The organism is Streptomyces sp. NPDC043685 (assembly GCF_056436585.1).
Map to the genome: position 1 here is coordinate 725,787 of NZ_JBWKCH010000001.1, position 17,597 is coordinate 743,383.

The following is a 17,597-nucleotide window of genomic DNA, read 5'->3' on the forward strand; positions in this document are numbered from 1 at the left end:
CGGGTGTGACATCCGGGGTCGAAAAGCCGGTTATCCTGGAGCAGCCCTGTTCGTGCCGTCCCTGTCTGGAGTTCGTGTCGTGCGCATCGATCTGCACACCCACTCCACCGCTTCCGACGGCACGGACACACCGTCCGAGCTGGTGCGCAAGGCCGCTGTGGCCGGGCTGGACGTCGTCGCGCTGACCGACCACGACACCACCCGCGGGCATGCCGAGGCCATCGCGGCGCTGCCCGAAGGGGTCACGCTGGTCACCGGGGCCGAGCTCTCCTGCCGGCTCGACGGGATCAGCATGCACATGCTGGCGTACCTCTTCGACGCCGAGGAGCCGGCTCTGCTCGCCGAGCGCGAGCTGGTCCGGGACGACCGGGTGCCGCGCGCCCAGGGGATGATCGCCAAGCTTCAGGAGCTGGGCGTGCCGGTGACGTGGGAGCAGGTGGCGCGGATCGCCGGTGAGGGGTCCGTCGGGCGCCCGCACGTGGCGAGCGCGCTCGTCGAGCTCGGTGTCGTGCCGACCGTGAACGACGCCTTCACCCAGGACTGGCTGGCCGACGGCGGCCGGGTCTTCGTGGAGAAGCACGAGACCGACCCCTTCGAGGCCATCCGGCTGATCAAGGGCGCGGGCGGAGTCGCGGTGTTCGCGCACCCCGCGGCCAGCAAGCGGGGGCGCACGGTGCCGGAGGCCGCCATCGCCGAGATGGCCGCCGCCGGGCTGGACGGCCTCGAGGTCGACCACATGGACCACGACGCCGACACCAGGGCGCGGCTGCGGGGGCTGGCGAAGGAGCTCGGACTCCTCGTCACCGGGTCGTCGGACTACCACGGCAGCCGCAAGACGTGCGTGCTCGGGGAGTACACGACGGACCCCGAGGTCTACGGGGAGATCACCCGGCGGGCCTTCGGGGCGTTTCCCGTGCCGGGCGCCGGCGGAGCCCTCTGAGGTCCTCCTGCCGTAGGCCCGTTCCTCACTTCTTCCTTCTCTCTCACTCGGCGCTGCGCGCCGTGCCCGCCCGTTCCCGCGGAACGGACCGGCCACGGCCGTAGCCCCCTGCGCAAGGCTCACTCATGTTCGACCTCGCCGTCTTCGGCTCCCTGTTCCTGACCCTCTTCGTCATCATGGATCCCCCCGGGATCACCCCGATCTTCCTCGCGCTCACCGCCGGCCGGCCCGGAAAGGTGCAGAAGAGGATGGCCTTCCAGGCCGTCTGCGTGGCCGGTGGGGTCATCACCGTGTTCGGGCTCCTCGGGCACCAGATCCTGGACTATCTGCACGTGTCCGTGCCCGCGCTGATGATCGCGGGCGGACTGCTGCTCCTGCTGATCGCGCTGGACCTGCTCACCGGCAAGACCGACGAGCCCAAGCAGACCAAGGACGTGAACGTCGCCCTCGTGCCGCTGGGCATGCCGCTGCTGGCCGGACCCGGGGCGATCGTGTCGGTCATCCTCGCCGTGCAGAAGGCCCACAGCGTCGCCACGCAGGTGTCGGTGTGGGCGGCGATCCTCGCCATCCATGTGGTGCTGTGGCTGGTGATGCGCTATTCGCTGGTGATCATCCGGATCATCAAGGACGGCGGTGTCGTCCTGGTGACCCGGCTCGCGGGCATGATGCTCTCCGCGATCGCCGTGCAGCAGATCATCAACGGTGTCACCCAGGTGATCCAGGGCAGCTGACGGCCCGCGCGGGTCCAGAGGTGCCGACGGCCCATGCGGGTCCAGAGGTGCCGACGGCCCGCGAGGTGCCGACGGCCCGCGCGGGTCCAGAGGTGCTGACGGCCCGCCTCATGCCTGGTGGGTCAGGACGCCGCGGATCTCCCGGGCCACCGCCGGGTGGCCGAGGTACTCGTCCATCTTGTGCGCCCGCTCCCGGCCGTTGCGGACGGCCGGCTGGGAGAGCTTCCCCCACCGTTCGTCCTCCAGGGGGCAGCCGATGGCCACCGCGTCGGTGGGGCACCAGGCGTTGACCCAGTCCCGCACCCGGGGCGGCCGGTGCGGGCCCCGGACGAGCAGCCGTTCGTTGACGCCGTCCAGCCCGAGCGGGCTGCCCGCGGTGACCAGCAGGACCGGGTCCAGGGTGTCGGGGAGGCGGGTCAGGAGGTCCATGCCCACGACCGTGCCCAGACTGTGCGTGACCAGCACCAGCTCACCGCTGGTGGGCATCGTCTCCATGACGCTGTCCAGCACCGCCTGCCGCACCGCGCCGTCACCGAGGTACAGGTCGACGTCCCGCAGGAACGTCGCGATCGTCCACTCGTCCACGTCGGACTTGGCGGCGAGCCAGCTCAGGGGGCGGTGCAACGCGTCGACCAGGCCCGCACCGAAGCCCTCCGTGGTCGCCGGCCCGTTCTGCGGCATGCCGGCCCGGGTGGCGGCCTCGTGGAGCAGCCGTTCGTAGGAGCCCGTCGGCGACTGCGCGGCGAACACCTCGGCGGCTGCTGCGGCGCTCACCCGGTCCAGGCCGATGGACTCGGCCGCGCTGCTCTCCCTGCCGCTCACGAGGTCGTGCAGGCGCACGCCGTAGAACGGGAACCAGGCGTCCTCCGGGTCGAGCGGGGGCAGGGACGCGAGGGTGAGCCCGCGGTTCAGGCCGGCCGTCCAGGTAAGGCGCAATTCGGCGGGGTCCTTCTCCTGCTGGTCCCGGCCGTGCAGGAAGACCAGGTGCTGCCGGCCGCCGAAGGCGGTGGCGCGGGCCCGGAGCCCGACCTTGGGCCCCTCGCCCCCGGTCCCGGTCTCGGTGACCCCGACCGCGGGGACCGGCAGGCTCGTGACACCGCCCCCGCCCGGCACCGGCGCCGTCGTCCCGCCGGGCTGCGCCCGGAGGCCGGGCATGGCCGTGTCGGGCTGCGCCCCGAGGCCGGGGGACGCGAGGCCGGGGGACACGAGGCCGGGTGCCGTGAGAGAGGCCGGCGCGCCCGCCAAGGCCTGGTCAAGACCGCTGTCCGGGCCCATCTCCGCCAGCAGCGCACGCCGCTCCGGGGTGAGGTCCAGCCCGGCCAGGTGCTTGAGGATCGAGCTGATGCGGACGCCCTCGTTGGCGACCCACTCGACGGTGTCACCGTCGCCCTCCTGCCAGGGCCGGCCGTCCTTGCGCAGCACACGGCCCTGGTCGTCCCGCTTCGGCACGCCGCTGTGGTGCAGCGCCACGACCTCCCACTGGTCGTTGAAGACCGGGGAGCCGGAGTTCCCCGGTTCCGTGTCGGTCGTGTAGTGCACGAAGTCGTCGAGCCGGACCAGCACCGCGTTGTCGCGCAGCGCGATCTCCTTCAGCCGCCCCTGAGGGTGGCCGATGATGTTCACCTTCTCGCCGAGCACCAGCTTGCCGATCTGCACGCTCAGCCGGTTCCAGCCGAAGACCTCACCCGGTGGCGGGCCGTCCGGGGCGGGCGCCACCGCCACGAGCGCGAAGTCGAGCCGTCCGTCCGCCGCGAAGAAGGTACCGGGGTCGAGCTCCATGCGGACGACGGTGTCGGGCTGGTTGTCGGCCGTGACCTGGGCGTTGAACTCCACGAAGCAGGTGCGGGCGAAGCTCTCGTCCGGAAGGACGTGGTGGTTGGTCATCAGCAGCCGCGGCGAGACCAGGAAGCCGGTGCCGTGCGGCAGCTCACGGCCGTCGCGCCGCCGGGTGATCCGGGCGACCGTGGCCCCGGCCCTGACACCGCGCGGCAGGAAGCTCCAGGCCTGGAGCTCGTTGGACAGGTCGATGATCCGCTCGTTGGCGTCGGGCAGGGCCATGGCCTCGCGGTGGATGTCCGCCACCACCGCCGAGGGCGACAGACCGCCCCGGTCCATGATCCGGTCGGCGCGCACCGCGAGCGCGTCCGGGGAGTCGGGGAACCGCACACCGGCCGCCAGCCGGCCCTCGACCCGCTCGCGTTCGGCGGTGGAGTCCTCGTAGCGCCGGGCGGCCTCGGCGGCGGCCCGCTCGTGCAGCGCCCTGTGCGACTGGTCCGTCACCGACATGCTCCACCGTCCCGTCCTGGTTCGCGCGCCCCCCAGCCAGTACGCCCCCGGCCGGTGAGGTCCGCAACAGCGGAGCCCCCGCACGGCCGATGCCGGGCGGGGGCTCCGCGTACGGGAGAGCTGCGCGCGTTATGAGGCCGTGGTCTCGGCCGGGCGGATCCAGAGGCGCTGCCCGATGGCGGCCGCCTGCTGAACGATGCGGTTGACGGAGGCGGCGTCCACGACGGTCGTGTCCACCGGTGTGCCGTCCACGTCGTCCAGCCGCATGATTTCGAAGCGCATGGGCTTCTCCCTTCGTCTGGTCATCCTCCTGAGGAGAACTACTTGGTGGTGCTGCGTTGTCCGGTCCACCGGGTCCGTGCCCGGTGTTCCTTATGAGTCAACAGCGATGCGTGCGTCAAACATTCCCTACGCTAAGGAAATTTTTCGAACGGCTAATTACCGAGACGTAAGAGTGTGGTTACGGGACCGACCGGGACCGGTTGTGTTCGCAGTGTGACCGCCCGGACAATGGAGGTGATGAACGACGACCCAGCGGCTCTCCACGCCCGCATCGACCGCACGAACGAGCTGCTCCAGCGCATGCTCGCCGAGGTGGCGAAGACGCCCTCGACCCACGCGATCTTCGTGGACGCGGGGTATCTGTACGCGGCCGCGGGACGCCTCGTCGCCGGTACGGAGGACCGCCGCGCCTTCGACCTGGACGCCGAAGGCCTGATCGACGCGCTCATCGACAAGGCCCGCACGATCTTCGCGGACAGCCGGCTGCTGCGGGTCTACTGGTACGACGGCGCCCGGCGCCGCATCCACACGGCCGAGCAGCAGACCATCGCGGAACTGCCGGACGTCAAGGTGCGCCTGGGCAACCTCAATGCCAACAACCAGCAGAAGGGCGTCGACTCCCTCATCCGCTCCGACCTGGAGTCGCTCGCCCGGCACCGCGCCATCAGCGACGCCGCCCTGCTCGGCGGCGACGAGGACCTGGTGTCGGCGGTGGAGGCGGCCCAGGGGTACGGCGCCCGGGTCCACCTCTGGGGCATCGAGGCGCCCGAGGGCCGCAACCAGGCGGAGCCCCTGCTCTGGGAGGTCGACAGCCAGCGCACCTTCGACCTCGACTTCTTCAAGCCGTACGTCTCCCGCCGCACCGCCGCCGCCCATGAGCCGGGAGCGGCCCGGCCCGGCCGTGAGGACGTGCGGTTCGTGGGCGCCCAGATCGCCGCGAAGTGGCTGGCGGCACGCGGCCGGGACACCCTGGTGGAACTGCTGCCCGGACACCCGTACCTGCCCGGTTCGGTGGACCAGGACCTGCTCGTGGAGGCGGAGGGGCTCCTTCAGTACTCGCTGCGCGGTCAGGCGGACCTGCGGCGAGCCCTGCGCGACGGCTTCTGGGAGCACCTGAGGACGCAGTACTAGGGCCCGGCTCCAGTGCACGTCGGCCGGATGGCTAGGGCCTGTCGTCTGGATCAGGTCGGCCGAGAGTGACTGCGCCTGTCGGCGCCCCGCTCGGGTCGGCATGATCCAAACGACAGGCCCTAGGCCCGTCGCAGGCCGTCCCAGAAGTCCGCGAGGGCGTGGGCCGTCGGAACGGGCCGGTCGGCGTTGGGGGAGTGCTCCGCCCCCGTGATGACCGTGCGGTGCGCGTTCAGCCGCCGCGCCATGTCGTCGAGGATCGCCACCGGCCAGGTGTCGTCGTGCGCGCCCGACAGCACGTGGAACGGCAGGGGCACCGCCGCCAGTTCGGCGACGCGGTCCGGCTCGGTGCACAACTGGCGTCCGGTGGCGAGCAGTTGGGCAGGGCTGTGGCCCAGCCAGCGGCGGCGCAACTGCTCCTCGGTCCCGAGGCCGCGGGCGGGTCCGCCCACCTCCTCCGGCGGGCCCATGGCCCGGATGGCCCCCCACACCTCCTCCATCGACAGCACGGCGAGCGCGTCGCGCAGCAGCTTCACGCGCTGCTGCTGGGAGACGGAGATCTCCGCCGGGCCGGACGAGACGAGGGTGAGGGAGAGGAAGGGCGAGTGGTCGAGCAGCACGGCCGCACGGGCGATCTGCCCGCCCAGGGAGTGCCCCACGAGGTGCACGGGCCCGCCCAGCGCCTCGGCCTGTGCGAGCACGTCCCGCGCCAGTTCCCGCTGGGCGTAGGGGGTTTCGTCGTCCAAGGGGCCGCCGGACTCGTGCTGTCCCCGCCCGTCCACGGCGACGAGCCGGTATCCGCGCTGGGCGAGCGGCTCGTGCAGCAGCCTGAAGTCCTCCTTGCTCCCGGTGAACCCGGGCAGCATCAGGACCACACCCGCCTCCTGCCCGGTCGCCGCCGGCGAGTCGACGGCGGCGAACTCGCCCCGTGAGGTGCGCAGGCGGCGGGCACGGGCGCCCGCGGGCGGAGGGAAGACGGGGTGGCTGGTCACGGGGTGAGGGTAACGGCTGGGACACCGGCCCGGTGCCCCGGTGAACGCCGAACGGCCCGGCCCCCCGAGTGAGGGGACCGGGCCGTCCGGGAGGGGTGTGTCAGCCCTCCGAGGACTCCGCGGCGGCCGTGGCCTTGCGCGGGCGACGGGCCCGGGGCTTCGCCTCGGCCGCGTCCTCCGCGGTCGCGGCGGCGGCCGTGGTCGCCTTGCGCGTCCGGCGCGGCTTGGTGGCGGCGGTCTCCGGCTCCTGATCCGCCTGGGCGGGGATCTCGGTGGGCTCGGCGGCCTTACGGGCGCGACGGCGCGGCTTGGCCTCAGTGCCCTCGGCCGTGTCGACGCTCGCCTCGGCCGCCGCGGCGGTCTTCCGCGTCCGGCGCGGCTTGGCCTCGACGGCCTCCGCGTCCGGAGCGGCGGCAGCCGCCTTGCGCGTCCGGCGCGGCTTCGCCTCGGTGCCCTCGGCCGTGTCGACGCTCGCCTCGGCCTTGGCGGCCGCCGCCTTGCGGGTACGCCGCGGCTTGGCCTCGGCGGTCTCCGGCTCCTGAACCGACTGGGCCGGGATCTCGGCGACGGCGGGCGCGGCCTCGGCGGCCTTGCGGGTGCGGCGCGGCTTGGCCTCCGTGCCCTCGGCCGTGTCGACCGCTTCCTCGGCTGCGACCGCGGCCTTGCGGGTGCGGCGCGGCTTGGTCTCGGCGGCAGCGGGTGCCTCGGCCGTGACCGCGGGCTCGGCGGTCTTGCGGGTGCGCCGGCGCGGCGCGGCCTCGGTGGCCTCGGCCGTGTCGACGGCCGACTCGGCCGCGGTCGCCTTGCGCGTACGCCGGGGCTTCGCCTCCGCCGCCTCGACGCCGTCCTGCGCCGCCACGGCGGTCTTGCGGGTGCGGCGGCGCGGCGCGGCCTCGGTGGCCTCCGCCGTGTCGACGGCCGACTCGGCCTGCGCGGCCGTCTTGCGGGCCCGGCGCGGCTTCGTCTCCGACGGCTCCGGAGCGGACTCGGTGCTCCCCTCGGCCGTGTCGACCGCCGACTCGGCCGCGGAGGCCGTGGCCTTGCGGGTGCGGCGGCGCGGCGTGGCCGAGGCCTCGGGCAGTGCGGCGTCCACGGTGGCCGGGGCGTCGGCGACGACCGTCGCCTCCGGGGCCGACGGCGTCACCGCGGCCTCGGTCTCGACCACCGTCGGCTCCGAGCGGCGCGTGCGGCGTCGACGCGGCTTGGCAGCCGCCTCAGGCGCCTCGGCCGCAGCCTCGGGCGCCGATCCGGGAGCCGTCGAGGCCGTGCCCTCGGCCGTCGCGACGGCGCTTGCCGCCTGCGCGGACGTGGGGGCCTCGACCGCCGTGACGGAAGCCGGCTCGGACTGGGCACCGCCGCGGGTGCGGCGGCGGCGACGCGGAGTGCGGGGAGTCGTGACGGCGTCCGCCTCGGCGGCGCCCTCGGTGGCCGTGGCCGTGGTCTCCTGGGTGGTGCCGCCGACCGACTCCGGCGCCCCGTCCAGCGCGGTACCGCCACGGGTACGGCGGCGGCGACGCGGCGTACGCGGCGACCGCTCGCGGTCGGCCGAGCGGGATTCCTCGCGGTCGCCGCGGCCACCTCGGCCGCCGCGCCCGCGCGGCCCGCGGCCGCCCGGCTCGCCGAGGTCCTCCAGCTCCTCCGCGTCCAGCCCGGCGCGCGTACGCTCCGAGCGCGGCAGGACACCCTTGGTGCCCTCGGGGATGCCGAGGTCCGTGTACAGGTGCGGAGAAGTGGAGTACGTCTCCGGCGGGTCGTTGAAGCCCAGGTCCAGCGCCTTGTTGATCAGCTGCCAGCGCGGGATGTCGTCCCAGTCGACGAGCGTGATCGCCGTACCCTTCGCCCCCGCGCGGCCGGTGCGGCCGATGCGGTGCAGGTACGTCTTCTCCTCTTCCGGCGACTGGTAGTTGATGACGTGCGTGACGCCCTCGACGTCGATGCCGCGGGCGGCGACGTCGGTGCAGACGAGCACGTCCACCTTGCCGTTGCGGAAGGCGCGCAGCGCCTGCTCGCGGGCGCCCTGGCCGAGGTCGCCGTGGACCGCGCCGGAGGCGAAACCGCGCTGCTTGAGCTGGTCGGCCAGGTCGGCCGCGGTGCGCTTGGTGCGGCAGAACACCATGACCAGCCCCCGGCCCTCGGCCTGGAGGATGCGCGCCACCATCTCGGGCTTGTCCATGTTGTGCGCGCGGTAGATGAACTGCTTCGTGTTCGCGACCGTCGCGCCGGCGTCGTCCGGGGAGGTGGCGCTGATGTGCGTGGGCTGCGACATGTAGCGGCGGGCGAGACCGATGACCGCGCCCGGCATGGTGGCCGAGAACAGCATGGTCTGGCGCCGCACCGGCAGCATGTTGATGATCTTCTCGACGTCGGGCAGGAAGCCCAGGTCGAGCATCTCGTCGGCCTCGTCGAGCACCAGGCACTTGACGTGCTTCAGGTTCAGCTTCTTCTGCCCGGCGAGGTCCAGGAGCCGGCCCGGGGTGCCGACGACCACGTCGACGCCCTTCTTCAGGGCCTCGACCTGGGGCTCGTAGGCCCGGCCGCCGTAGATGGCCAGGACGCGCACGTTGCGTGCCTTGCCGGCGGTCAGCAGGTCGTTGGTGACCTGCGTGCACAGCTCGCGCGTGGGGACGACGATCAGTGCCTGCGGGGCGTCGGTGAGGTCCTCGGGCTCGGCGCGTCCGGCCTCGACGTCGGCGGGGACGGTGACGCGCTCGAGGAGCGGGAGGCCGAAGCCCAGCGTCTTGCCGGTGCCGGTCTTGGCCTGGCCGATGACGTCCTTGCCCGACAGGGCGACGGGGAGCGTCATCTCCTGGATGGGGAAGGGGGCGACGATGCCGACGGCCTCCAGGGCCTCGGCGGTCTCGGGAAGGATTCCGAGCTCTCGGAACGTAGTCAGGGTGCTGCCTCTTCTGTGTGGGCGGCGCGAGGCGAGCGCGGGGGTCGTGTCAACCGTGCCGGGGGACGTCGGCTGCCTACGGGCGGGCCGTAGAGCACGGGACCGCGCCGACGCTCTAGCGCTCGTGCCGCTGAGGGTGTCCCTCTCCGGGTCTCGTACGCACTGTGGCGGACGGCCGGGGAAGGCTGTCGGGTCGGAGCCGATCGGGCCACCGACCGGGCATCCTCATACGTGCGGCCTGTCGAGGTACGACGACGTACCAGCAGGCGCATTACCACCATACCCCGGAATCGCGCACATGCGATGGCCGATTTGGTCACGTAGTCGTCGTCACAGTGATCGGCCAGGGCCTTACGCCTCCCGGCAGGCGGGCTATTGTGCGCTTCATGACGAGCTCTGACAAGCCTGAGAACGCCTCGGACACCGCCGCCGCCCCCACCTCCGTCGCCGCCCAGGACTGGGCGACGGCCTCGGCCGACCCGCAGTACCGCGCCGCGGTCGTGGACCTGCTCGGCGCGCTCGCGTACGGGGAGCTCGCGGCGTTCGAGCGGCTCGCGGAGGACGCCAAGCTGGCGCCGACGCTGGCGGACAAGGCGGAGCTGGCCAAGATGGCGTCGGCGGAGTTCCACCACTTCGAGAGGCTGCGCGACCGGCTGGCCGAGATCGGGGAGGAGCCGACGCGGGCGATGGAGCCGTTCGTCGCCGCGTACGACGGTTTCCACAAGCAGACGGCCCCCTCGGACTGGCTGGAGGGCCTGGTGAAGGCCTACGTCGGCGACTCCATCGCCAGCGACTTCTACCGCGAGGTCGCCGCCCGGCTGGATTCCGACTCCCGCGCCCTGGTGCTGGCCGTCCTCGACGACACGGGGCACGGCGGCTTCGCCGTGGAGAAGGTGCGCGCCGCCATCGACGCCGACCCCCGCGTGGGCGGACGGCTCGCGCTCTGGGCGCGGCGGCTGATGGGCGAGGCCCTGTCGCAGTCCCAGCGGGTGGTCGCCGACCGGGACGCGCTGTCGACCATGCTGGTGGGCGGGGTCGCGGACGGCTTCGACCTGGCCGAGGTCGGCAAGATGTTCTCCCGGATCACCGAGGCCCACACCAAGCGGATGGCCGCGCTGGGACTGGCCGCCTAGCCCGGCGCCGTACGGCCGGCGCCCGTCGTCATCGGCGCCGCCACCACCGGCGACGCCTCAGGCGGTCGCCGACCGGCGGCGCAGTCTTCCCGCGGGGCGCAGCAGCAGCGACAGCGAGGCCACCGAGACGATGACCGCGCCGAGCAGGACGAGCAGCACGTGCCCGGCGTCCAGCGCGCTGTGCATGACGAAGGCCCCGAACAGAGCCCCCGCGACACCGGTGGACAGCACCATGGAGCGGGCCGGGAGCCGGTGCGCCCAGCGGTGCGTGGCCGCCCACGCCAGAGCCAGGCCGAGGATCGCGGAACTCAGCGCTTCCAGGAGCATGTCGGGGTCCCTCCCACATGGCCGGCCTGCCCAAATCGGTCGTAGCCCGTCTTACCCCTGACCTGCGGATTCCAATCCACCCCTGTGGGCGACTTGTGGTCCATCCGTGAAGGAACCGGTGCGCCGCAAGGGGAAGCCGAGCGTTACGGGGGAGGAGTGTCCGAGGACGGCCGACGCAAACGGGGAGACGGGCGTAAAGGGGGAGACGAGCGCAAACGCGGACACCGACGCGAACGGGCACACCGACGCGAACGGGGACACCGACGCGAACAGGGACATCAACGCGAAGGGGCGGGACGGCCACTGGCCGTCCCGCCCCTTCGCGCGTATGCGCCTACAGCGCTCCGAAGCCCACCTTGCGCGGGGCCGGCTCACCGATCTCGACGTACGCGAGACGGTCGGCCGGGACGAGGAGCTTGCGGCCGTGCTCGTCCACGAGGCTGAGCAGCTGCGACTTTCCGGCCAGCGCCTCGGCGACCACGCGCTCGACCTCCTCGGCGGTCTGACCGCTCTCCAGAACGATCTCGCGGGGCGCGTGCTGCACGCCGATCTTGACCTCCACGGCTATGTCCCTCCGACGGTCAGTGATGTGCGCGACCTTCCGCGCCGTACGCAGCACACATTAGCCCGGTGAGGGGACGTACATGCTCCGCCCGGGAACGCCACGAGCGAACAACGGGCGGGAACAAAGTGCCGTCAGTGCTGTGGCTGGTCCATGCCGTGCAGCGGGAAGCCCGCGATGCCGCGCCATGCCAGCGAGGTGAGCAGCTGCACGGCCTGGTCGCGCGGCACGCTGCGGTCGCTGTGCAGCCAGGACCGCGCCACCACCTGGGCCAGGCCGCCCAGGCCCGAGGCGAGCAGCATCGACTCCGCGCGCGACAGGCCGGTGTCCTCGGCGATGACGTCGCAGATCGCCTCCGCGCACTCGTTCGTGACCTTGTCGACGCGCTCGCGCACGGCGGGCTCGTTGGTCAGGTCCGACTCGAAGACCAGGCGGAAGGCTCCGCCGTCGTCCTCCACGTAGGCGAAGTAGGCGTCCATCGTGGCCCGGACGCGCTGCTTGTTGTCGGTCGTCGACGCGAGCGCGTTGCGGACGGACTGGATGAGCGACTCGCAGTGCTGGTCCAGCAGCGCGAGATAGAGGTCGAGCTTGCCCGGGAAGTGCTGGTAGAGCACCGGCTTGCTGACACCGGCTCGCTCCGCGATGTCGTCCATCGCGGCGGCGTGGTAGCCCTGGGCCACGAAGACCTCCTGGGCGGCACCCAGGAGCTGGTTGCGTCGGGCACGGCGCGGCAGGCGTGTGCCCCGCGGGCGAACCGCCTCTGTCTGCTCGATGGCTGTCACGCCGCCTCCCATAGTCGTCCACATGCGGATCTGGCCGCGTCGCCATCGTACTTTTCGGTAACCGTGGTGTGCGCGGTGAGAACGCAGAATTTCACGGACCGGACGGATCCGAAAGCGGTTGCCAAGGTTTCAAACAGGGTCAGAGCGGGCAAAATGCTGCCCCTTTCCTGTTCTCGGGGGTTCCTCGTCGCCGGTCGGCGGCGAAGGTCACCGGTAGTCGTCTTCGTCGAGCGAGACGATCCGGGTCTGCTCCACCAGGTCGGCCTCGTTGGCGCGGTCCGGGTCCACGGAGGTCAGCGGGTCGTCGCGGTCCGGCGCGAGATCCGCCTGCTGCTCCGCCGCGTCGACCTCGGGGGCCTCGACGTCGAACTCCCGCGCCTCCTGCGCGTCATCGGCCTCGAACGTCTCCGGGTCGGTGGGGTCTACGGCCATGCTGGGCTCCCTTCCTACGAACGTCCCTGGGAATGCAGGGGCCACACGCGGGTGCCCTCCCTATGAGCCTAGGAGACACCCGGTCCGGACGCTATGCGATCCGCGTCCGGGACGTGACACAGTGCTCATTCCGTTGACTGCTACCCCCGCGCACCCGGGTGCCTCCTCCCGAGCCCTCCCAACGGCCGATTCCTGTGACGGCGAACACAGGCGAACGCATGAGCCACTACGTGATCGTCTCGTAACATTGCCGCATGTCTTCGACCGAGCTGCCCTTCGTGCCGCCTGCCAATGTGCTGCCGAAGGTGGGGACCGTCCGGGTCGCGGAGGGCGAAAGGCTGCGGTCGGTCGAGCTGCCCGGCGTCACCTTGACGGTCCGGTCGAGGCCGCCCGCGTGCGAGGGGCTCCCCCCGGCGCTGTACGTGCACGGGCTCGGCGGCTCCTCGCAGAACTGGTCGGCGCTGATGTCCCTGCTGGACGAGTGCGTCGACAGCGAGGCCCTCGACCTGCCCGGCTTCGGGGATTCCCCGCCGCCGGACGACGGCGACTACTCCGTCACGGGGCACGCGCGCGCGGTCATCCGCTACCTCGAGGCCTCCGGGCGCGGTCCCGTGCACCTGTTCGGGAACTCGCTCGGTGGCGCAATCGCCACCCGTGTCGCCGCGGTCCGGCCCGATCTGGTCCGTACGCTCACGCTTGTGTCGCCCGCCCTGCCCGAGATCCGAGTGCAGCGCACCGCCGTGCCCACGGGGCTGCTGGCGGTGCCCGGAGTCGCCCTGCTCTTCACCCGGCTCACCCGGCAGTGGACGGCGGAGCAGCGGGTGCGTGGCGTGATGGCGCTCTGTTACGGGGATCCGGGGCGGGTGACGCCGGAAGGATTCAGCAACGCGGTGCAGGAGATGGAGCGGCGGCTGCGGCTGCCGTACTTCTGGGACGCGATGGCGCGCTCCGCGCGCGGGATCGTCAACGCCTACACGCTGGGCGGCCAGCAGGGTCTGTGGCGCCAGGCCGAACGAGTTCTCGCGCCGACCCTCCTCGTCTACGGCGGCCGTGACCAGCTCGTCGGCTTCCGCATGGCCCAGAAAGCGGCCCGGGCCTTCCGTGACGCGCGGCTCATGACGTTGCCGGACGCGGGACATGTGGCGATGATGGAGTACCCGGAGACGGTGGCCAAGGCGTTTCGCGAACTCCTCGCAGAGGCAGGGGAGTCGGGCACGCAGCGGGCCAGGCGGGCCGGCCGGGCGGACGCCGGGGGCGACGCCCTCGACGGAGCGGGTACCGACGGAAGCATGGGGGGCTGAGGCGCGACGTGGGACGCCACAGCCGCCGCGGGCCGGTCGTCAAGGGCGACAGCGCGGACACAGCGGACACAACCGCAGCACGAAACGGCAGGACCAGGTCCGCGCAGGGTCAGGGCCAAGGTCAGGAGCAGGCGACGGACACGGGCCGTGGCGGCCGTCCGGCGCCGCCCGCGGGCCCCACGCGGGGGACTTGGCCGCCCCCGGGCCCCCGCAGAGTTCCAGGACCCCGCCCGGCCGACGGCACACCGCCGCACGGCATGCCACGCCTCCCGGACGGCTGGCTGCCGGACGGCACACCCGCCAGGGGAGTCCCACGGATTCCTGACGGCACGCCACCCCAGGCGGTACGAGGTGCTCCTGACGGCACGCCACCCCAGGCGGCGCGACGTCTTCCTGACGGCACGCCGGCGCACGGGATGCCGAGGTTCGCGGACGGCGCGCCGGCGCATGGGACGCCGCGTCTTCCTGACGGGGCGTCCGCGCAGGGGATGTCGCGGTCGGCGGACGGCACGCCTGCGCACGGTGTCTCCCGGAGGTCCGAAGGGACTCCGGTTCGGGGCGTTCCGCGGTCGCCGGACGGCACGTCCCCGCGTGGGAAGTCCCGGCGTGCCGGCGGGGGCTCGCAGGCCCGGGGCGGTCATCCCGAGCAGCGGGAAGCCGGGGGCGGCTGGGGTGAGTTGAGGGGGAACGGCAGGGGAGCCGCCGGTGTCGGTGCTCCCATACCGCGGCAGCGCCGGGCCTCCGTGCCCGGGCCGCGGCAGGACTATCTCGACGCCTTCGTGGAAGAGGAGGACGACGTCTTCGCGCCCCGTACGCCCGCCTCCGCGCATGCCGCGGATGCCTACGCCTCCGTCACGGACTGGAGCGTCGGCACCCCGGCCGACTCCGGGTCCGGCCACGACGACGCGGGACCCACCCGTGCGCCCGCACCGGGCAGGGGCGGCAAGGGCCGTACCTTCACCGGCATCGCGGCCGCGGCCGTCACCACCGTGCTGGCCGTCATCGTCGCCGGACAGGTCACCGACGACCACGCCGGTGCCGGGGTGCAGGCGCGGTCCGCCACCGACCAGGCCCGCGACGTCCGGGACGCCGCGTCCCGGGCCGACGGCCGGGCACCCGCCCCCGAGGCCGCGCCGCTGACCTACGACGAGAAGATGGGCCGGACGTACCCGCTCGGTGCCGAGCTCAAGGGATCGGGGAGGTTCGACGCCGTTCCCGGCATCGCCAAGGCGCCGGGCGCCGGGCAGAAGTTCACCTACCGCGTGGACGTGGAGCAGGGGCTCGGGCTCGACGGCGCCCTGTTCGCCGAGGCCGTGCAGAAGACGCTCAACGACCGGCGCAGCTGGGCCCACAACGGAGCGCGGACCTTCGAGCGCGTCTACTCCGGCAAGCCCGACTTCGTGATCACTCTCGCCAGCCCGGGCACCACCGCCGACTGGTGCGCCAAGTCGGGTCTGGACACCACCCAGGACAACGTCTCCTGCGACTCGGCGGCGACCGAGCGCGTGATGATCAACGCATACCGGTGGGCCCAGGGCTCGGAGACCTACGGGGACGGCAAGATCCACGCCTACCGGCAGATGCTGATCAACCACGAGGTCGGCCACCGCCTCGGCTACGGCCACGTCACCTGCGACAAGGACGGCGACCTCGCGCCGGTCATGCAGCAGCAGACCAAGTTCCTCGACCACGACGGCGTCCACTGCCGCGCCAACCCCTGGCCGTACCCCGGGAGTTGACAGGCGCCACAGGCGATGTGGCGGGGCTCGCGTTGACATGCTCGGAAAGTTCGTTCATATTTCTGGGCATGTCGCCCCGTCACGCCTCCGTTCGCGCCGCCATCGAGCTGGCGCTCATCGGCGTGACCCCGCTCTGCGTGGCCGACATTCACTGTTGCTGACGCCCGCCTCAGGCGCGCGTCGGCGAACCTCCCCGTGACGGTGTCACGGCTTCCTCGACGACCCGGCGCCGGGCAGACGTCTGCCTTCTTCCGTCTCACCCTTCGTCACTTCGTCTCGCGATCCGAGATCAGCGATCCAAAAGATCATGATCCGTGATCCGGGCGCCTTCCGAGAGGTCGTCATTCCGATGCGCCAACCGTCCGTCACAGCGCGCCGCGTGGCAGCGGCATCCGTCAGCCTGGTCCTGGCAGCGGGCGCCGCCGCCTGCGGGCCGAAGGACAACGATGCCAAGGGCGCCGGCGGCGACTCGACGCCTCACAAGGGCGGCACCCTCACGGTCCTCAACGCCAACCCGCAGCAGGACTTCGACCCGGCCCGCCTGTACACCTCCGGCGGCGGCAACGTCCCGTCCCTGGTCTTCCGCACCCTCACCACCCGCAACCGTGAGAACGGCGCCGCCGGCGCGAAGGTCGTCCCCGACCTGGCCACCGACACGGGGCGTCCCAACAAGGACGCGACCGTGTGGACGTACACCCTGAAGAAGGGCCTGACGTACGAGGACGGCACGCCGATCACCTCGGCCGACATCAAGTACGGCATCGAGCGCTCCTTCGCCCCCGAGCTGTCGGGAGGCGCCCCCTACCTGCGCGACTGGCTGGTCGGCGCCGCCGACTACCAGGGCCCGTACAAGGACAAGAAGGGCCTCGACGCGATCGAGACGCCGGACGAGCGGACCATCGTCTTCCGTCTGAACAAGCCCGAGGGCGAGTTCCCCTACCTCGCCACGCAGACGCAGTTCGCGCCCGTCCCGAAGAGCAAGGACACCGGCACGAAGTACGAGGAGCATCCGGTGTCCTCCGGGCCGTACAAGGTCGTGCGCAACGACAACGACGGCGAGCGGCTGGTCCTGGAGCGCAACCCGCACTGGTCCGCCGCGACCGACGCCGAGCGCAAGGCCTACCCGGACAAGATCGACGTACGGTCCGGACTCGACTCGTCCGTGATCAACCAGCGGCTGTCCGCGTCCCAGGGTGCGGACGCCGCCGCCGTCACCACGGACACCAACCTCGGTCCGGCCGAGCTGGCCAAGGTCAGCGGGGACAAGGACCTCGCCTCGCGCGTCGGCACCGGCCACTTCGGCTACACCAACTACATCGCCTTCAACCCGTCGATCAAGCCCTTCGACAACCCCAAGGTGCGGCAGGCGATCGCCTACGCCGTCGACCGGTCGTCCGTGGTGAACGCCGCAGGCGGATCCGCGCTGGCCGAGCCCGCCACCACCTTCCTGCCGGACCAGAAGTCCTTCGGCTACACGCCCTACGACCTCTTCCCGGCGGGCAAGGCCGGTGACCCGGCCAAGGCCAGGCAGCTGCTGAAGGAGGCCGGGCACCCGAACGGGCTGACCGTCACGCTGACGCACTCCAACGCCAAGGACTTCGAGACCAGCCCCGAGATCGCCACCGCCCTCCAGGACGCCCTCAAGAAGGCCGGCATCACGGTCAAGCTCCAGGGCCTGGAGGAGAACGACTACGCGGACAAGATCCACGACGTGAAGACCGAGCCCGGCTTCTTCCTCGCCCACTGGGGTGCCGACTGGCCGTCCGGAGGGCCGTTCCTCGCACCCATCTTCGACGGCCGGCAGATCGTCAAGGACGGCGCGAACTTCAACACGGGCCTGCTGAACGACAAGGCCGTCAATGCGGAGATCGACGCGATCAACAAGTTGACCGATCTCGACCAGGCCGCCAAGCGGTGGGGTGCGCTGGACAAGAAGATCGGCGAGAAGGCCCTGACCGTCCCGCTGTTCCACCCCGTCTACAAGCGCCTCTACGGCGAGGACGTCAAGAACATCGTCATCAGCGACTGGACCGGGGTGCTGGACATCTCGCAGGTCGCGGTGAAGTGAC

The 17,597-nt window shown here is 72.1% G+C and carries 16 protein-coding genes; 8 read left to right on the forward strand and 8 right to left on the reverse strand.

What is annotated here, in order from left to right; all coding sequences use genetic code 11:
- Positions 1-79 precede the first annotated feature (79 nt).
- Entirely contained in the window at positions 80-940 is an 861-nt protein-coding gene (locus tag AC0665_RS03450) for a PHP domain-containing protein (protein ID WP_363117135.1), read from the forward strand.
- Between the two features lie 125 nt (positions 941-1,065).
- Positions 1,066-1,671, forward strand: coding sequence for a MarC family protein (locus tag AC0665_RS03455; RefSeq protein WP_344458645.1), 606 nt, complete (start codon positions 1,066-1,068; stop codon positions 1,669-1,671).
- Positions 1,672-1,779: 108 nt separating this feature from the next.
- Here the strand turns inward: AC0665_RS03455 and AC0665_RS03460 are convergent, their stop codons facing one another.
- On the reverse strand, positions 1,780-3,957 hold the full coding sequence (locus AC0665_RS03460; RefSeq protein ID WP_478704337.1) for a trypsin-like serine peptidase: 2,178 nt from the start codon (positions 3,955-3,957) through the stop codon (positions 1,780-1,782).
- Between the two features lie 129 nt (positions 3,958-4,086).
- Positions 4,087-4,239 (reverse strand): hypothetical protein, encoded by a 153-nt coding sequence (locus AC0665_RS03465; protein WP_094057445.1) that lies wholly within the window; start codon positions 4,237-4,239, stop codon positions 4,087-4,089.
- 237 nt (positions 4,240-4,476) lie between these two features.
- On the opposite strand from AC0665_RS03465, the gene AC0665_RS03470 reads away from it, so the two are divergent.
- Positions 4,477-5,370, forward strand: a complete 894-nt coding sequence (locus tag AC0665_RS03470; RefSeq protein WP_468407338.1) for an NYN domain-containing protein — start codon at positions 4,477-4,479, stop codon at positions 5,368-5,370.
- Between the two features lie 119 nt (positions 5,371-5,489).
- Here the strand turns inward: AC0665_RS03470 and AC0665_RS03475 are convergent, their stop codons facing one another.
- Complete coding sequence (locus AC0665_RS03475; protein ID WP_478704338.1) at positions 5,490-6,359, reverse strand: alpha/beta fold hydrolase; 870 nt, start codon at positions 6,357-6,359, stop codon at positions 5,490-5,492.
- A gap of 100 nt (positions 6,360-6,459) precedes the next feature.
- Positions 6,460-9,162, reverse strand: coding sequence for a DEAD/DEAH box helicase (locus tag AC0665_RS03480; RefSeq protein WP_478704339.1), 2,703 nt, complete (start codon positions 9,160-9,162; stop codon positions 6,460-6,462).
- Positions 9,163-9,638: 476 nt separating this feature from the next.
- On the opposite strand from AC0665_RS03480, the gene AC0665_RS03485 reads away from it, so the two are divergent.
- Entirely contained in the window at positions 9,639-10,385 is a 747-nt protein-coding gene (locus AC0665_RS03485) for a ferritin-like fold-containing protein (protein WP_468407345.1), read from the forward strand.
- Positions 10,386-10,442: 57 nt separating this feature from the next.
- Here the strand turns inward: AC0665_RS03485 and AC0665_RS03490 are convergent, their stop codons facing one another.
- The 4 genes from AC0665_RS03490 to AC0665_RS03505 all read right to left on the reverse strand — a co-directional run bounded on the left by AC0665_RS03490 (position 10,443) and on the right by AC0665_RS03505 (position 12,488).
- The gene (locus AC0665_RS03490) at positions 10,443-10,712 is read right to left on the reverse strand and encodes a hypothetical protein (protein WP_363117143.1); all 270 of its coding nucleotides are present in this window, start codon (positions 10,710-10,712) and stop codon (positions 10,443-10,445) included.
- A 334-nt stretch (positions 10,713-11,046) separates the two neighbouring features.
- A complete protein-coding gene (locus AC0665_RS03495; RefSeq protein WP_030854792.1) occupies positions 11,047-11,274 on the reverse strand; it encodes a DUF3107 domain-containing protein in 228 nt (75 codons plus the stop codon).
- A gap of 134 nt (positions 11,275-11,408) precedes the next feature.
- Positions 11,409-12,056 (reverse strand): TetR/AcrR family transcriptional regulator, encoded by a 648-nt coding sequence (locus AC0665_RS03500; RefSeq protein WP_053671654.1) that lies wholly within the window; start codon positions 12,054-12,056, stop codon positions 11,409-11,411.
- Between the two features lie 207 nt (positions 12,057-12,263).
- Positions 12,264-12,488, reverse strand: coding sequence for a hypothetical protein (locus AC0665_RS03505; protein WP_468638783.1), 225 nt, complete (start codon positions 12,486-12,488; stop codon positions 12,264-12,266).
- Positions 12,489-12,742: 254 nt separating this feature from the next.
- On the opposite strand from AC0665_RS03505, the gene AC0665_RS03510 reads away from it, so the two are divergent.
- The 4 genes from AC0665_RS03510 (at position 12,743) to AC0665_RS03525 (ending at position 17,596) form a co-directional block, all read left to right on the forward strand.
- Positions 12,743-13,789, forward strand: a complete 1,047-nt coding sequence (locus AC0665_RS03510; protein WP_478604695.1) for an alpha/beta fold hydrolase — start codon at positions 12,743-12,745, stop codon at positions 13,787-13,789.
- An 8-nt stretch (positions 13,790-13,797) separates the two neighbouring features.
- Positions 13,798-15,528: a DUF3152 domain-containing protein gene (locus tag AC0665_RS03515; protein ID WP_478704340.1), complete on the forward strand. Its 1,731-nt coding sequence runs from the start codon at positions 13,798-13,800 to the stop codon at positions 15,526-15,528.
- Between the two features lie 68 nt (positions 15,529-15,596).
- Entirely contained in the window at positions 15,597-15,689 is a 93-nt protein-coding gene (locus tag AC0665_RS03520; RefSeq protein WP_324614289.1) for an Ms4533A family Cys-rich leader peptide, read from the forward strand.
- A gap of 188 nt (positions 15,690-15,877) precedes the next feature.
- Positions 15,878-17,596 carry an ABC transporter substrate-binding protein gene (locus tag AC0665_RS03525; protein WP_468638812.1) on the forward strand — a complete coding sequence of 573 codons (1,719 nt, stop codon included), beginning with the start codon at positions 15,878-15,880 and terminating at the stop codon, positions 17,594-17,596.
- Position 17,597 lies beyond the last annotated feature (1 nt).

Excerpts from the sequence above, each read along its gene's own strand:
- AC0665_RS03455 (WP_344458645.1), top strand. The coding sequence starts at position 1,066 with ATGTTCGACCTCGCCGTCTTCGGCTCCCTGTTCCTGACCCTCTTCGTC.
- AC0665_RS03460 (WP_478704337.1), bottom strand. The coding sequence starts at position 3,957 with ATGTCGGTGACGGACCAGTCGCACAGGGCGCTGCACGAGCGGGCCGCC.
- AC0665_RS03465 (WP_094057445.1), bottom strand. The coding sequence starts at position 4,239 with ATGCGCTTCGAAATCATGCGGCTGGACGACGTGGACGGCACACCGGTG.
- AC0665_RS03470 (WP_468407338.1), top strand. The coding sequence starts at position 4,477 with ATGAACGACGACCCAGCGGCTCTCCACGCCCGCATCGACCGCACGAAC.
- AC0665_RS03480 (WP_478704339.1), bottom strand. The coding sequence starts at position 9,162 with ATGACGCTCCCCGTCGCCCTGTCGGGCAAGGACGTCATCGGCCAGGCC.
- AC0665_RS03485 (WP_468407345.1), top strand. The coding sequence starts at position 9,639 with ATGACGAGCTCTGACAAGCCTGAGAACGCCTCGGACACCGCCGCCGCC.
- AC0665_RS03490 (WP_363117143.1), bottom strand. The coding sequence starts at position 10,712 with ATGCTCCTGGAAGCGCTGAGTTCCGCGATCCTCGGCCTGGCTCTGGCG.
- AC0665_RS03505 (WP_468638783.1), bottom strand. The coding sequence starts at position 12,488 with ATGGCCGTAGACCCCACCGACCCGGAGACGTTCGAGGCCGATGACGCG.
- AC0665_RS03510 (WP_478604695.1), top strand. The coding sequence starts at position 12,743 with ATGTCTTCGACCGAGCTGCCCTTCGTGCCGCCTGCCAATGTGCTGCCG.
- AC0665_RS03520 (WP_324614289.1), top strand. The coding sequence starts at position 15,597 with ATGTCGCCCCGTCACGCCTCCGTTCGCGCCGCCATCGAGCTGGCGCTC.
- AC0665_RS03525 (WP_468638812.1), top strand. The coding sequence starts at position 15,878 with ATGCGCCAACCGTCCGTCACAGCGCGCCGCGTGGCAGCGGCATCCGTC.